Raw genomic sequence first — 15,295 nt, forward strand, 5'->3', positions numbered from 1 at the left:
GTGGGGCCACACGAGCGCGTGCCCGCGGGGGTGCCGCGGGCGGGCATGAACGCGCAGCCGCGCGCCCGTTTCCGCCCCCTCCGGCGCGGCGCCGCGATCTTCGGTGTGATCCTCGTCCTGGCCGCCGCGGGCTGGGCGGGGGCGGTCTCGAGCGGTTGGATGGCGCACGCGATCCGACAGGCCGTCGTCTCGCGCCTCGGCCACTCGCTCGGCCGTGCCGTGGCGCTCGGCGGGGTCGGCGGCAACCTGCTCGAGGGGATCGAGCTGCGCGACCTGGTAATCGCGGAGCGCGGCGGTTTCAGCCACGGCGCCGCCTTCTCGGTCGACCGCGTGCACATCACCGTGTCGCTCTGGGACTTCGTGCGCCGTCCGCGGGACGTGCTCGCGAGTATCAGCCGCGCCGAACTCACGACTCCCCACATCGTGCTCGTGCGAGACGCGCGCGGGCACTGGAACCTCCAGGATCTGCTCGCACAGCCGCAGAGTCCGCTGGGTCCGGCGTTCCACGGTCTGGTCGTGGTGCACGGCGGCGTCATCGCCTACGCGGACTCCTACGGCGTGGAATCGCCGCCGTTCGTCACACGGTTCGAACTCATCGACGGTACTCTCACCACCGAACCCGGCGGCCGGCTCGTCATCGCGCTCTCGGGGCGGAGCACCGCCGGCGAGACGGCCGCGGTTCACGGGCGCTACGCCGCGTCCGACGGGACCTACGACTTCGACATCACCGCGGACCGCGGATCGGTACGGCACTGGGGCGGCTACCTCGTCCACCTCGGACAGCTGCGCTGGGTCGGCGGACGGTTCTCGGGCCGCGTTCACCTGCTCGCCACGTCCGTGAAGTCGGGCCTGGACGCGACTTATACCGCGACGATCCGGCTCAACGACGCCCAGGCGCTGTACCGGCCCGCCGCGATGCCGCTCCGCCACGTGAACGGCGAAATGCAGGTGACGTCGGGGCACGTCTCCGCGGACGGGATAACGCTGATCGCCGGCGACTCACCGGTCTGGGTGCGGGGCGACGTCTCCTACGCAGGCGACCCGTGGTTGAATCTGGTCGTCCGGTCGCAGCGGCTCGACCTGGCACGGGCGCGGGCCCTGTTCTTCCCCGGTACCGGTTTAACGCTCGTCGGGCGGGCGACGGGTGACATGTGGATCTCCGGGCCGGTGAGCGCGCCGTCGTTTGCGGGCACCGTGGCGGCGGCGGACGGCCGCTTCAACGGCCAGGACTTTGCGGGGCTCACGGCGCGGTTCGCCTACGGGGACGGAGTCCTCTCGCTGCGCGACCTCTCGGCCGGAGTCGGCGACGGGCGGGTCGCCGGCGACGCCGTCATCGATTTGGCGACGGAGGAACCCTCCTTTACATTCGCCGCGACGGCGGAGAACATCGACGCCGCGGCTCTGCCGCGGGCCGGGCTTCCGGTCACCGGCGGCCTCGTGGCCCGCGGGTCCGGCACGATCGCAGGCGCCGGACAGGGATCGCGGATGCGGGTGCTGGGCGACATGTCGCTCGAGCGCGGCGCGATGCGCGGGCAGGCGTTCGACAGCCTGACCGCATTCTTCTGGAACGACGGCGGCGCCCTGCAGTTCGACGACCTCCGGATGCAGTCCGGGTCCGCCACGGTCTACGCGTCGGGCGCCGTGGCGCCGAGCGGGGCGCTCTCGCTGACCGCGGAAGGACACGATATTCCCCTCGGCGCGATCGCGGGCCGGACGGGGCTCGCCCCGTCGGAGCTCACTGGCACCGGGCGGTTCAGCGGGCGCGTCGGCGGCACGCTCAATTCGCCCGCGCTGTCCGGCGAGGTCGCGGCATGGGACGGGCGCCTCGGACCGATGCCCTACACGTTCGCCGCCGGCAGGTTCAACGTCACCGGCGCGTTCCTGTCGACCCCTCACGCGGACCTCTACCAGGACGGTGCGTACTTCGGGGTGAGCGGAGCGCTGGCGCTCCGGCCGCTCGCGGCGCGGGACGTCACGATCGACACCCAAGGGGTGCCCGCTCAGTCGTTCCTGCGCGACGTAATCCGGATCGACTCCGTTGCGGGAACGCTCTCCGGACACGTCGTGGTCAACGGCCCGGTTGACCGGCCGTCCGTCGCCGGGCACGTCGCCCTGCTCAACGGCGGCGTGCTGGGGCAGCCGGTAGACCAGGCCGACGCCGATCTCGGGGGCGGCCCCGGCGGCTTGATCCAGGTGACCCGGCTCGACGCGCGCGTCAAGGGCTCGCAGGTCCACGCCTCGGGGGCCGTGGATCCGCGCGGCCCGATCGATCTCAACCTCCAGGCCGATCGCGTCCGCCTCGCGGACGTTTCGCTCCTGACGCGCTTCGGCGTGGTCCCGTACGGCAGCGTGACCGTGGACGGGCATCTCACCGGCACGCTGTCCGACCCGGAGTTCAAGGGCCGGCTCGTGTCGCCGGACCTCTGGATGCAGGGGCAGGCGTTCTCCGCCTCCGGGATGATCGATTATCGGAACGGCCAGGTGCAGCTCGCCCCGCTCGACGTGGTCCAGGGCGACGCCAGCTACAGCCTCACCGGTAGCGTCTCCTGGGCGGGCGAGCCCACAGCGGACCTGAACCTCCACGTCACCCACGGCCAGATCGGGACCCTCGTCGACGCGGCGAGCTTGAAGCTGCCGGCGCGATTCGAGGGTTTGATCGACGGCGACGTGTCCCTTGCCGGGCCGCTACGCGACCCGTCGGCGCAGCTGACGCTCAGTCTGAGCAATGCACGGGTCGGGGGCGTGCCGGCGGGTACCGGGACGGCGGATCTCGTGCTGAGCCACGGCGCGATCGACATCCGGCAGTTCGAGCTCCACCCCGGCCGCGGCGAGATCGCGGCGCGGGGACAGGTCGCGATCAACGGGACCAGCAACGTCGAAGTGTCGGCGCACGATCTCGACCCGGCGATTTTCGTGCCGATCTTCCACCTTTCGCAGCCGCTCGTCGGCGGTCTTGATTTCACGATGCAGTGGACCGGGCCGGCGCGGAACCCTACGGCGGGTCTCTCTCTCGAGGCCACCGACGCCGGCGTGCCGGGCGCGACCGTCGACCGGGTTGCGGCGCTCGCGTATTACAAGGACGGCACGATCACCATCCAGGACGGCATCGTGGCCAAGGGCGAACATCGCCTGGTCGTGCAGGGCACGCTGCCGGTGGCCGCGGACCGGTTCGAGCTGGATCCGCGGGGGCCGATTCAGCTCACGCTGCACCTCGAGGATACCGATCTCAGCCTCCTCAGCCTGCTGACGCCGGCGATTCAGGACGCGTCCGGGACCGTGGCGGGGCAGGTCGCGGTCGGCGGCACGGTCGCCCAGCCGACGATGACCGGGTCGATTCAGACGACCGGCGGCCGCCTGCGGTGGGCGCCGATGCGCACCCCGCTCGAGAACGTCGCGGCCGACATCACGTTTTCGCAGAACCTGGTCGAGGTACACGACGTCTCCGCGGACGTCGGAGGCGGTCATCTCGCCATTCACGGGACCGCGGCGGTCGGCAACTTCCACCTGCAGACGCTCGATCTGAGTCTGACGGCGAACCGGCTGAACGTCGACGTGCCGAGGGTATACACCGGCCGCCTGGACGCGACCCTCGCGCTCCGGGGACCGGCCGCCGATCCGACTCTCTCCGGAGGCGTCACCGTCTCCGGCGGCCGCGTGACCTACGCGGGCGGCGCCCCCGGCGGCGCCGCCGCCAAGACGCGCGTCCCGCCGGTGCGGCTCGACGTCAACGTGGCGACCGGTGCGGACGTGTACTACGGCGAAGGCCCGGTGCAGCTCGCGCTGGCCGGCAGCGTCCACGCGGGCGGCACGCTCGCCGATCCGAAGCTGTCCGGCGAGGTACGATCGGACGGGGGCAGCGTTGATCTCTTCGGCACGGTGTTTACCGTGGTGGAAGGCCGCGCCACTTTCTCCGAAGGCCGCGGCCTCACGCCGCTCGTCACGGCGCGGGCCCAAGGCCAGGTCGGTGACACCCGCGTTTTCGTCGACGTAGCGGGGCCGCTCTCCAACCCCTCGGTCGTCTGGAGCTCGGAACCGCCGATGAGCCAGTCGGACATCCTGGCGATCGTCTTCGGCGCGACCGGCGAAGCGGGGACGCCCACGGGGCTGGCGGGACGGGAGCTCGGCCGTCTGCTGATCGGCTCGGTGACGTCCGCGATTCAGCGCGCCCTGCACCTCGACGAGCTGTCGATCTCCTACGATACCCAGAATCCCGTCACGCTGCGGATCGGGAAGTTTCTCTCAGCCAAGTTCTACCTGACGCTGACCGAGGTGTTCGCGCAGGCGAACACCCCCGGCACGGCCCCGGCGGTGCTGTCGGGGACGTTCGCGCGGCCGACGCTCGCGGGGCAGTCCTACACCGTGCTCGGCCTCGAATATCTCGTGAGCCCGAGCGTGTCGTTCTCCTACGACGTGGACACGGTGGGGGACAACGGTTTCTTCCTCCTGACGCGCTTCCCGTTCTAGTGAGAGAAACGCGGCCGCGCCGTCCGGACACTAGAGGGATGGAGATCCATCTGTGCTGAACGAGTACCTCCGTGAACTGCACCGGGTGGCGCTGCTGCGGCCGGCCGAGGAGCGGCGTCTCTGGCAGGCCTACAGGCGGCGGGGAAGCCGGCAGAGCCGCGCGCGCCTGATCGAGGCGTATCAGCCGCTCGTTTTCAAGGTGGCGATGGCGCTGCGGCTCCGCGAGACCGTGGTGATGGACATGATCCAGGAAGGCACCGTCGGTCTGATCCAGGCCGTCGAGCGATTCGACCCGGACCGGGGCGTGCGGTTCAGCACGTTCGCCACCTACCGGATTCGGGGACGCATCCTCAACGCGCTGCGGCGGGAGCGCGGCCGAGGGCCCGACGTCGAGGATGCCGCGGAGTCGCTCGCGCGCGTGCCGGACGTGGCGGCCGCGGACGCGCTCGCGTCGGTCGAGGACGCCGTGCTGGTGCGGCAGATCGTGTCCGCGATCGACGGGCTGCCCGCCCGGGAACGCCGCATCCTCGTCGGCGCATTTCTCTCGGCGGAGGAGCCGGGGCGCATCGCCGACGAACTGAGAATCAGCTTGTCGCACTTCTACCGCCTCCAACAGCAGGCGCTGCGGAGGATCCGCGAGATGCTCGCGCCGCCGCTCCGGCCCCGGCCGGCAGAGGAGTAGGGTCGCCGTGGGCGGTGGAGCCGACCCGCTGCTGCGGCACATCCGGCACGCCGAAGAATGGCTCGGCCGGGCCCGCCTCGACTGGCGCCGCGGGAACGCGCCGGCGGCGATGCTGCGGCTGATGCTCGCCGAAGCGGAAATCCGGCACGCCCGGGAGACCGGGATGGCGGCGGTTCCCGGCGCCGACCCGACGGGTACCACCGCGTCGACGCCGGCCGCGCGCGGGGGGAGCAGTTGGCCGAAGGTGGCGGCCGCGATCGCGGCCGCCGCGGTGCTGGCCGGCGGGCTCGGCTACGCGTCGATGCGGCCCGAGCAGCAGGGCGCCCTCGTCGAACGCGCGGGATCGGCGGTGGGGCTGCGCGGCGAATCTTCGCGGACGATCGTGCGCCTGGATTCAGGACAATTCTTGCTGCCTGACCGCGAACAAGCCGCCGGGGTCGGTCCGAACACCCCCGAACCCTCGACGGGTGACGCCCAGCCCTTCCAATTCGCGGTGCCGGCGGTGCCGGTGGATCTCAAAACGCCTTCGCCGACGTTCTAGACCGCGCATCCGACGCACACCGCGTCGGGCGCGCCGAACGCCGGGACTCGAGACGGAGGTCGCTGTTGACCGCACCCAAGGACGAACGCAAACAGGGACGCGTGCGCGTGCTCGTGACCGTACTCTGCCTGGCGCTCCTGCCGGGCGCCGCATTCACGCTGGCCCCGGCGCTGGCAGGGCGGCCGGTGGTGCTGCCACCCGTGCTGCGGGCACAGACGCCGGCGACGGCACCGGTGACGCCGACGGCGCCGGTGACGCCGACGGTGCCGGTGACGCCGACGGCGCCGGTGACGCCGACCGCCCCGCTCACGCCCACGGCGCCCGTTTCGCCGACCGGGCCGATCGTGCCGCCGCCCGGCCCGGCCGTTCCGTCACCATTCGTGCCGCAGCCGGGCGTGCCGCCCCAGGTCGTACCGCCCCAGCGCGTCGTCGACGTCGTGGTGCAGGGCAATGTACACGTGCCCACCGCTCAGGTGCTGGCCGTGGTCTCGACGAAGCCCAACGACCCGCTGAACGAGGAGAAGGTCCGAAACGACGTGCAGTCGATCCTCGGCACCGGGCTGTTCGCAGACGCGGTCGTGCGGCTTGAGCCCGCGCCGGAGGGCGTGAAGATTGTCTTCGTCGTCGTCGAGAACCCCGTCGTCACCTCGGTTGTCATCAAGGGAAACACGGTCGAGCCGACAGACGCCATCGTGAAGGCGATCGGCGTGCAGACCGGGCAGGTGCTGAATACGGTGTCGGTCCGCGACGGCGCGCGCGCCGTCGAGAAGCTCTATCAGGACGCCGGCTACATCCTGGCACGCGTTTCCGATGTGGCGATCAGCGATCAGGGTGTACTGACCATCACCCTGGCGGAAGGCCGCATCGAGGCCGTCAAGATCGAGGGCCTGCACAAGACCAAGGACTACGTGGTGCGGCGGGAACTGTCGTTCAAGCCCGGCGACGTGTTCAACGCCAACAGCGTGAACGCGAGCCTCAAGCGGTTGTTCCAGCTGCAGTATTTCTCCGACGTGAAGGCGCAGCCGGGGCCGGGGACGACCCCCGACACGGTCGACGTGACGATCATTGTGACCGAACAGAAGACCGCGTCCGTCGGCTTCGGCGTCGGCTACCAGACCGTGTTCGGTCTCCAGGGCATCGTGTCGTACCGCGACAGCGACTTCGGCGGGAACGGGCAGGGGGTGAACGCGCAGTACAACAGCAGCGCCTTGAACGGGGGCGGCTACACGCTGACGTTCCACGAGCCGTACTTCGAGGGCACGCGCACGGCGCTGGACCTGCAGATGTTCAACCTGGTCTCGATTCCGACCGACTATTCGTTCGGGCTCAACAACACCTTTAACTACAACATGTATCAGACCGGCGGCAGCGTGGCGTTCACGCAGCCGCTGTCCCCGGAGCGGCCTCCGGTGTACTCGCTCAACTACGGTCTGAAATACCAGAGCACAACGTTCGGCCAGCCGTCCGTCGGAACGAGCCCGCCGGCGAACTTCGTCTTTACGCCGGGCACGGTGACCGCGCTCATCCTGGGCGCCATCAAGGACACCCGGGACGACCCGCTCGACCCTACCGCCGGAGAGCACATCACGCTCTCCGTCGAGGCCGCGTTCAACGCGCTCGGAGGCGACTTCAACTTCCAGAAGTACGAGCTGGACTACGCGCGCTTCTTTCCGGTGGCGCCCGGCACGGTCATCGTCGGGCACGCTCACTTCGGGACGGCAAGCGGGCCTCTGCCGATTCAGGAGCAGTACTACCTCGGCGGGCAGAACACGCTGCGCGGTTACGCCGCGGGACGGTTCCGCGGCGATCAGATGGCGCTCCTCACAGGCGAATACCACTTCCCGCTCAGTAATCTCCCGCTGCTGCACAACTTCACCGGGCTGACCGGCATCGTGTTCGCCGACGCCGGGGATACCGAGCCGTTCGGCAGCGGTCTGAGCTTCAACCCGAAGTACGACTACGGCGCCGGGATCGCGATCAAGACGGGGTTCGGGCCGTTCCGGCTCGACTACGGATTCAGCCAGGAAGGCAACCAGTTGTGGATCTCCACGGGCGTGCTATTCTGACACACATGAAGGACGGCCGGCGCGCCTCGGCTCACGCCCTGGGCACCGGGCCGGCCGGCGGTTGGATAAACATGGCGGCCGGCGAGTCCGCCGGATGGCGGTCCGCCGGCGGGAGGAGTTGACGGCATGATGCGGTGGGACGTGAAGACGCTCGGAATCGCGATCGCCGTGATCGTGGTGCTCGCCGCGGCGGGCCTGTTCGTGGCGCGGTCCGGCACCCCGGCGTTCGGACAGTCGATGACGATCGGCTATGTGGACATGGCGCGCGCGCTCGACGCCCATCCGGGACGCGCCAGCGCCGAGTCGGCGCTTCGGGACTACGCGCGGGCCCAGGTCGCGGACGCCCAACAGAAGATGAAGACCATGTCCGCCACCCAAAAGCAAGATTTGCAGCGCCAGGTCGACCAGGCGATCTTCAAGAAGCGTTCGGAGCTGCTCGGCGGCCTCGACAAGGACATCCGCGCCGCGGTGGACAAGGTCGCGAAACAGCAGGGTGTAAACGTCGTGCTCACGCGCGACGTGGTGCTGTACGGCGGCGTCGATCTCACCGATCAGGTGATCAAGGTCGTCAGTGGCAAATAGCGTTCGTCCGCTGGTCCGCGCCGCGTTCGCCGCGGCGGCCGTCGCCTCACTCACCGGGTGCGGCGGCGTGCAGCTGCCGTGGGCCCGGCAGGCCCCGCCCGCGGCACCGGCGGTCCGCTCCGTCCGCATCGTCGTGGTCGACCTCGTGCGGGCGACCCACGCGCATCCGCGCTGGCCGGAGGTCGATGCCGTCGACCGCCGCACTCAGGACCTGGTCGGCCAGCTCTCCGCCGTCACGGCTTCGGCCGGGACGGTCGCGCCGCCGGCCGTGGACTTGACGCCCGAGATACGCGCCGCCGCGCAGCAGGAATCTGCCCGCCTCGTACCCGAGTTCCGCCGCCGCATGGACGCGGAGGTCCAGGACGCGCACGCCGCGGGCAAGCGTGAGCTCGACGCCTATGCCGCCAAGGTCCGCGCGGACCAGCAGCGCCAGTTCGACGCGAAGCGCGCCGAACTCGAGGCGGCCATCCAAAAGACGGTGCAGGACAAGGCGGCCGCCCTGCAGCAGGATTCGGCGCAGTTCCAGCAGCAGACACTCGAGCAGTACCGGCTGCCGTTGCTGAACCTGCGGCTGAAGCTCGACGCCGCGGCGACCACCGACAGGAAAGAATCCGAGCGGCTTTCTCAGCAGATGCAGACGCTGACCAAGGAGCGCGACGACAAGATCGCGGCGCACGACAAGGCCAATCAGGACGCGCTGGCCGCCTTCCAAAAGCAGCAGCAGGACGCGTTCACGGCGCAGCTCAAGGCGCTGAGCGACGGGCTCGCCAAGGAGGGTCAGCGGCTCGTCGATCAAAAGGTCGCCGAGATCACGGCGCGGATGCACACCGACCTCTCGGCGAAGCAGGCGCAGATCAACGCGGAGCTGAGCGCGCGGATGCGCGCGGACATGCAGTCCCGGCAGCAGGCGATCATCTCGAGCGCGCGCTCGCAGATCGACGCCGCCCACTCGCAATCGCTGCAGACGCTCCAAGTCCGCGTCACGTCGCTGCGCGCGCAGATCTCGGAGGCCCAGGCCGAGCGGGCGCGGCTCATGGCGGCCATCATGGCGGACCTGCGTGTGGACACCGCCGAGCTCGCGCAGCAGAAGGGCTGGGACGTGGTGCTCACGCTGACGGTCGACGCCCCGGACGCGCCGGACGTGACCGCGCTGCTGATCGACCGGCTCAACAAGAAGTGAGGGGTTCATCGTTGTCGACGGGCGGGAAGCTTTGGGGGGCGGCCCTGGTGCTGAGCGCCGCGATGGTGGCAAACGGTTGCGGCGGCGCGATCGGCGTCGTGGACAGCCAGCGCGTGCTGAACGAAAGCGTGAAGGCGCTGCAGTATCAGCGGCAGCTCGACGACCGCGAGAAGCAGATGGCCGCCGAGCTCCAGGCGCTCGCGCCGCAGGTCAGCCAGGCGGAGCTGACGGCGCGGCGCGCCCGGCTGCTCACGGAGCTCGGGCAGATGCGGCGCGATCTGGAAGCGCAGCTCAACCAGGAGATCTATCAGGTCGCGGGGCGTGTGGCCCGGCAGGACGGCCTGCGCGTCGTGATCATCAAAGGCGCGGCCCTCGTCGGCGGCCGCGACGTCACGCAACAGGTCATCGATCAGCTCAAATAGGGGCGGATCCATGCGGTTGGCGGATCTGGCCGAACGTGTCGGGGGCGCCGTGAGCGGCGACCCGGACGTGGAGGTTGTCCGGGTGGCCGCCCCGGCGGAGGTGACCGCGGACGCGGTGGTGGTGGTCGCCGACCCGGGCCTCCTGCCTGGGATCGACGGCCGCGCCGGCGCCGTCATCATCCGCGAGGACGCACCGGCCACGCGCGGGCCGGCGATCCGCGTGCGTGACACCCGGCTCGCGCTCGCGCTCGCGCTGCGCGCACTCGCGCCGGCGTCCCGCCCCGCGCCCGGGATTCATCCGACCTGCGTGCTCGGGGAGCGCGTCCGGCTCGGCGACGGCGTTTTCCTCGGACCCTACGTCGTCGTCGGCGCGGACGTGGTCCTCGGCGACCGCGTCCAGATCCACGCGCACGGCATCGTCGAGGACGGCGTCGAGGTCGGCGCCGACTCGGTGCTCCACGCGCACGCGACCGTCCGACGCGCGTGTACGCTCGGCGCCCGGGTCGTCATTCAGTCGGGCGCGGTGATCGGCAGCGACGGCTTCGGATACGCGCAGGACGCCGCGCGCCGGCACGTTCCGATTCCACAGATCGGGACCGTGGTGCTCGGCGACGACGTCGAGATCGGCGCGAACTCCACCGTCGACCGGGCGACGCTCGGGGCGACCCGGATCGGCCGGGGGACCAAGCTGGACAACTACGTGCACGTCGGCCACAATGTCGAGATCGGCGAGGACGTAGCGATGGCCGCCGGCTGCCTCATCGCCGGCAGCGTGCGGATCGGTAGCCGCGTGCTGATGGGCGGGATGAGCGGGGTCGCCGACCACCTGACGATCGGCGACGACGCGATCGTGCTCGGGGACACCGGCGTCACCCGCGACGTGCCACCGCGCGCGGTGGTCGCCGGCCGGCCGGCGCGGCCCCGGATGGAGTACCATCGCGCCGCCGCCGCGGTGCTGCGGTTGCCCGAAGCGCTGCGCGAGCTCGCCGACCTGCGGCGGCGGCTCGACCGGCTCGAGCGCCGCACGGTCGACCCTACCCGTCCCGCACCCTAGTGGCCTCCCAGCAGACGATCGCCTCCGCGCGCACCCTACGCGGCACCGGCCTGCACACCGGGCGGGACGTCGCGATGGTGCTGCGCGCCGCGGAGCCGGGAACAGGCATCGTTTTCCGCCGCACGGACCGTCCAGGGGCGGAGATTCCCGCACGGCTCGACCGGGTTACCGGGACGGCGTCGTGCGTCGCGCTCGGCGGCGACGGCGGGGTGCGGACCGTTGAGCATCTGCTGTCGGCCGCCCGGGCGCTCGGCGTCGACAACCTGCTCGTCGACGTCGACGGCCCCGAGGTCCCCGGCATGGACGGAAGCGCGCTGCCGTTCGTCCTCGCGCTGCGGGAGGCCGGCCTGCGCGCCCAGGACACGCCACGCCGCGTGGTTCGGGTCGGCGTGCCGGCGTGGGCGGGAGACGGCGAGGGCGGGTGGGCGGTCGCGCTTCCGGCGGAGCGCCTCTCGATCACCTGCGTCGTCGCCCTCCGCGAGCCGGCCGCGCAGGAGCAGGCCGCCACGTTCGACGCCGCGGCGGACGGCTACGAGGAGACGATTGCACCGGCGCGAACGTGGGGATACGAACGCGACGCCGCCGCGCTGCGCGCGCGGGGGCTGGCGCTGGGCGCCTCGCTCGAGAACACGCTCGCGATCGGCGGGCGGGGATTCCTCAACGCGCCGCGATTTCCAAACGAGCCGGCGCGCCACAAGGTACTGGACGTCCTGGGCGACCTCGCGCTGCTCGGCGCGGAGCTAAGGGCCGCCGTGATCGCGGTGCGCGCCGGCCACACACTGCACGTGGCGCTCGCGCGCGCGCTCGCCGCGCAGACGCAATCGGCGAGTTCGTAGCGGACCGCCTCGCCGCCGCTCCGCCGCGATCCATGCGAGGCGGCCGGCCGACGCGAACGGAGGGATGACGGTGAGCGGCGACAGACCCGGCCCGGGGACGATGGACGTCGAGGCGATCATGGCGCGCATCCCGCACCGGTACCCGCTGCTGCTCGTCGACCGGATCCTCGAAATCGAGCCGGGGCGGCGGATCGTCGGCCTCAAGAACGTCTCGGCGAACGAACCGTACTTCCAAGGGCATTTCCCCGGCCACCCCATCATGCCGGGCGTGCTCGTCGTAGAAGCGATGGCGCAGGTCGGCGGTGTGCTGGCCGCGTTGATGCCGGGCGCGGAGGGGCAGATCGCCTATTTCGCCGCGATCGACCGGTGCCGGTTCCGCCGGCCGGTCCGGCCCGGCGATCAGCTCATCACGGAGGTCGTGGTGCTCCGGACGCGGTCGCGCATCGGCCAGATGCAGGCGACGGGCCGTGTCGACGGCGCCGTCGTCGCGGAAGGCATGTTCACGTATTCGATGGCGCCGCTCGACCGCGGGACGGGCGCGGCCGGTCCCGCAACACTCCGCGAGAGCGTGCCGCGTGCCTGACCCGCACTCGGCATCCCGGTCGGTCCGTCCGGCCTCGCCGGAGCCGGCGGCGGAAGGTCCGCCCGCCGTCCATCCGACGGCAATCGTTTCGCCGGGGGCGACGCTGGGTCCCGGCGTGCGAATCGGCGCGTACACGGTGATCGCCGATCATGTGACGATCGGGCCGGGGACGTGGATCGGTCCGCACGTGGTCGTCGAGGAGTGGACGAGCCTCGGCCGCGACTGCCGGGTCGCCGCCGGGGCCATCCTGGGCGGCACCCCGCAGGACCGGCACTTCAACGGCGAGCGGAGCTATCTGCGGATCGGCGACCGGGTCGTGTTGCGGGAGTACGTTTCGATCAGCCGCGCCACGGGCGAGGACGAGGCCAGCACGATCGGTGACGACGCGCAGATCCTCGCCTACAGCCACGCCGGCCACAACTGCCGCATCGGCCGGGGCGTGATCATCACCAATGGGTGCCAGCTCGCCGGGCACGTCGTGGTTGAAGATCTGGCCAACATCGGCGGGATGGCCGGCATAATCCAGTTCGCGCACGTCGGTACGCTCGCGATGGTCGGCGGCTTTACGCGCGTGGACAAGGATGTGCCGCCGTACATGCTGATCAACGGCACCCCGTACCGGACGGTGGCGATCAACCGGATCGGACTCGAGCGGGCCGGCGTGCCCGACGACGTGCAGGCACAACTGCGGCGGGCGCACCGGCTGCTGGTCCGCTCCGGATTGGACCTCTCGCACGCGATCGAGCGGATCGCCGCGGAGTGCGGCGGCGGGGCGGAGGTGCGCCACCTGGTGGAGTTTCTCCGGGCCAGCCAGGAACGCGGCACGGGCATCCGGCGGTGAGCCCGGGCGGCGGCTGTGATGATATCGCGGCCGGCGGACCCGCCGGCGCGGTCGGTGTCATCGCGGGACGCGGCGTTCTGCCGGTCGAGATCGCCGAGGGGGCGCGCCGCGAGGGGCGCCGCGTCGTTTGCGTCAACGTGTTCGACGCGGATCCGCGGCTCGGCGAGATCGCGGATGCCTACGAGACGATCGCGATCGGCCGCCTCGGTGCGTTGGTCGAGGCGTTCCGCTCCCGAGGCGTGCGGGAGATCGTGCTGGCCGGCAAAGTGGACAAGCTCGCGGCGGCCGGCGCCGCGTCGTTCGACGCGCTCGGCCGCGCGGTCGCGAGCCGCCTCACGGACTTCGGCGACGCGAGCATCCTCGCCGCGCTCGTGGCGGCGCTCGAAGAGTCGGGCTTCGTCGTCGCGCCGCAGGCGCGGTACGCGCCCCATCTCGTCGCCCCGGCGGGCGTGCTCGGCCGCCGGGCTCCCACGACCGAGGAAGCGCGCGACATCGCGCTCGGCGGCCGGATCGCGTCCGCGGTCGCCGGTCTCGACATCGGGCAGGCCGTCGCCGTGCGGCGCGGCATCGTGATCGCCGTCGAAGCGGTCGAAGGCACCGACGCGATGATCACGCGCGCCGGCTCGCACGGCGGCGGCATCGTCATCGTCAAGGTCGGGCGTCCGCGGCAGGATCCGCGATACGATCTGCCGGCCGTCGGGCCGCGGACGGTCGCCGCGCTCGCGGCCGCGGGCGGCGCCGTGCTGGCCGTCGAGGCCGAGCGCACGCTGCTCCTCGAGCGCGCGCGGCTGATCGCGTGCGCCGACGACGCGGGCATCGCCGTCGCGGCCGTCGCCCTCGGCGCAGACGGGGCCGCGCCGGCCTGATCCAGGTGGGACGGCGCGTCTTCGTCGTCGCCGGCGAAGTCTCGGGAGACCATCAGGCGGCGCGGCTGATCGGAGAGTTGCGGCGGGCCAGGCCGGCTCTCGAAATCGTCGCCGCCGGGGGCCGCCTCATGGCGGCCTCGGGCGCCCGAATCCTGGTCGACAGCACGGCCTGGGGCGTCATCGGCTACGCTGAAGCCTACGTCCGCCTTCCGGTCTTCGCGCTCCGGTACTTCCGACTCGTACGGCTGATCGAGCGCGCGCGTCCGGACCTCCTGCTGTTGGTCGACTTTCCCGGTATGAACCGAGAGCTGGTGCGGCGGTTCTCCGGCCGGGTGCCCATCGTGTACTTCGTCCCGCCGCAGACCTACGCGCGGCGCGGGCGTTCCGCGGCACGCATGGCCGCGGCCTCGGTGCGGCTCCTGGCGATCCTGCCCTTCGAGGCGGAGGCGTACCGGCGCGCGGGGGCGGATGCCGTCTACGTCGGGCACCCCGCGGTCGACGAACGGCCGCGCGCGAACGCTCGGGCCGGCGGTGATTTCACGGCGGCCGGCGGCCCGCGCGTCGCGCTGCTTCCGGGAAGCCGCGTCCAGGAAGTCCGCGCGCTGTTGCCGCCGATACTCGCGGCGGCGCGTGAGCTCGCGGCCCGCCGCGGTGCCCGCTTCGTGCTGCCGCTCGCCTCGCCGCACCTCCGAGGCGAGGTGGCCGCCGCGATCGCGGCGGCCGGCGTGCCGGTGCGTGTCGCCGACGGCCGGGCCGTCGACACGATGGCCGCGGCGGACGCGGCGGTGCTGGCGTCGGGGACGGCGGCGGTGGAGGCCGCCTGCGCCGGTGTCCCGATGGTGGTCGTGTACCGGGTGTCGCCGCTCACGGCGTGGATCGCGCGGCGGTTTGTTATCAACGAGGACCTCGAGCGCACGGGGTTTTCGATTCCCAATATCGTCCTCGGCCGCCGGGCCGTGCCGGAGCTGCTGCAGCGTTCGGTGACCGGGCCGCGCATCGCGCGCGAGGTGGAAGCGCTGCTCGACCCTGCGGCGGCCGCGCGCGTGCGCGAGGACCTCGCCGAAGTGCGCCGCCGCCTCGGCCCTCCCGGCGCCGTCGAACGCGCTGCGGCGGAGGTGCTCGCAGCGCTGGACAGCGGGGCGAAGGCCACGATACCATAGCCGTGTATGCCTGCGGCG

General features: G+C 71.6%; 13 protein-coding genes. All 13 read left to right on the plus strand.

Annotated features, from left to right (window positions below; genetic code table 11):
- On the plus strand, positions 1-4,464 hold the full coding sequence (locus VFL28_10280) for a translocation/assembly module TamB domain-containing protein (GenBank protein HET7265046.1): 4,464 nt from the start codon (positions 1-3) through the stop codon (positions 4,462-4,464).
- Between the two features lie 52 nt (positions 4,465-4,516).
- The gene (locus tag VFL28_10285) at positions 4,517-5,146 is read left to right on the plus strand and encodes a sigma-70 family RNA polymerase sigma factor (GenBank protein ID HET7265047.1); all 630 of its coding nucleotides are present in this window, start codon (positions 4,517-4,519) and stop codon (positions 5,144-5,146) included.
- Positions 5,147-5,153: 7 nt separating this feature from the next.
- A complete protein-coding gene (locus VFL28_10290) occupies positions 5,154-5,687 on the plus strand; it encodes a hypothetical protein (protein HET7265048.1) in 534 nt (177 codons plus the stop codon).
- A 65-nt stretch (positions 5,688-5,752) separates the two neighbouring features.
- Entirely contained in the window at positions 5,753-7,753 is a 2,001-nt protein-coding gene (locus VFL28_10295; protein ID HET7265049.1) for a POTRA domain-containing protein, read from the plus strand.
- Between the two features lie 126 nt (positions 7,754-7,879).
- Positions 7,880-8,335: an OmpH family outer membrane protein gene (locus VFL28_10300; protein ID HET7265050.1), complete on the plus strand. Its 456-nt coding sequence runs from the start codon at positions 7,880-7,882 to the stop codon at positions 8,333-8,335.
- Entirely contained in the window at positions 8,325-9,515 is a 1,191-nt protein-coding gene (locus VFL28_10305; GenBank protein HET7265051.1) for a hypothetical protein, read from the plus strand. The genes VFL28_10300 and VFL28_10305 overlap by 11 nt, the downstream gene beginning before the upstream one ends.
- Before the next feature lie 47 nt (positions 9,516-9,562).
- Entirely contained in the window at positions 9,563-9,937 is a 375-nt protein-coding gene (locus tag VFL28_10310; GenBank protein ID HET7265052.1) for a hypothetical protein, read from the plus strand.
- A gap of 10 nt (positions 9,938-9,947) precedes the next feature.
- On the plus strand, positions 9,948-10,991 hold the full coding sequence (gene lpxD / locus VFL28_10315; GenBank protein HET7265053.1) for a UDP-3-O-(3-hydroxymyristoyl)glucosamine N-acyltransferase: 1,044 nt from the start codon (positions 9,948-9,950) through the stop codon (positions 10,989-10,991).
- Positions 10,991-11,827: a UDP-3-O-acyl-N-acetylglucosamine deacetylase gene (gene lpxC / locus VFL28_10320; protein ID HET7265054.1), complete on the plus strand. Its 837-nt coding sequence runs from the start codon at positions 10,991-10,993 to the stop codon at positions 11,825-11,827. Before lpxD ends, lpxC begins: the two co-directional genes overlap by 1 nt.
- Before the next feature lie 64 nt (positions 11,828-11,891).
- Positions 11,892-12,410 (plus strand): 3-hydroxyacyl-ACP dehydratase FabZ, encoded by a 519-nt coding sequence (fabZ, locus tag VFL28_10325; protein HET7265055.1) that lies wholly within the window; start codon positions 11,892-11,894, stop codon positions 12,408-12,410.
- Positions 12,403-13,251, plus strand: a complete 849-nt coding sequence (gene lpxA, locus VFL28_10330) for an acyl-ACP--UDP-N-acetylglucosamine O-acyltransferase (GenBank protein ID HET7265056.1) — start codon at positions 12,403-12,405, stop codon at positions 13,249-13,251. Before fabZ ends, lpxA begins: the two co-directional genes overlap by 8 nt.
- Entirely contained in the window at positions 13,248-14,117 is an 870-nt protein-coding gene (gene lpxI, locus VFL28_10335) for a UDP-2,3-diacylglucosamine diphosphatase LpxI (GenBank protein HET7265057.1), read from the plus strand. Before lpxA ends, lpxI begins: the two co-directional genes overlap by 4 nt.
- Positions 14,118-14,122: 5 nt before the next feature.
- Positions 14,123-15,277, plus strand: coding sequence for a lipid-A-disaccharide synthase (lpxB, locus tag VFL28_10340; protein HET7265058.1), 1,155 nt, complete (start codon positions 14,123-14,125; stop codon positions 15,275-15,277).
- Positions 15,278-15,295 lie beyond the last annotated feature (18 nt).

It is taken from the genome of bacterium (assembly GCA_035691305.1).
Lineage (GTDB): Bacteria > Sysuimicrobiota > Sysuimicrobiia > Sysuimicrobiales > Segetimicrobiaceae > DASSJF01.

Coding starts and splice junctions, on each gene's coding strand:
- VFL28_10300 (HET7265050.1), top strand. CDS start 7,880: ATGATGCGGTGGGACGTGAAGACGCTCGGAATCGCGATCGCCGTGATC.
- fabZ (HET7265055.1), top strand. CDS start 11,892: ATGACGGTGAGCGGCGACAGACCCGGCCCGGGGACGATGGACGTCGAG.
- lpxD (HET7265053.1), top strand. CDS start 9,948: ATGCGGTTGGCGGATCTGGCCGAACGTGTCGGGGGCGCCGTGAGCGGC.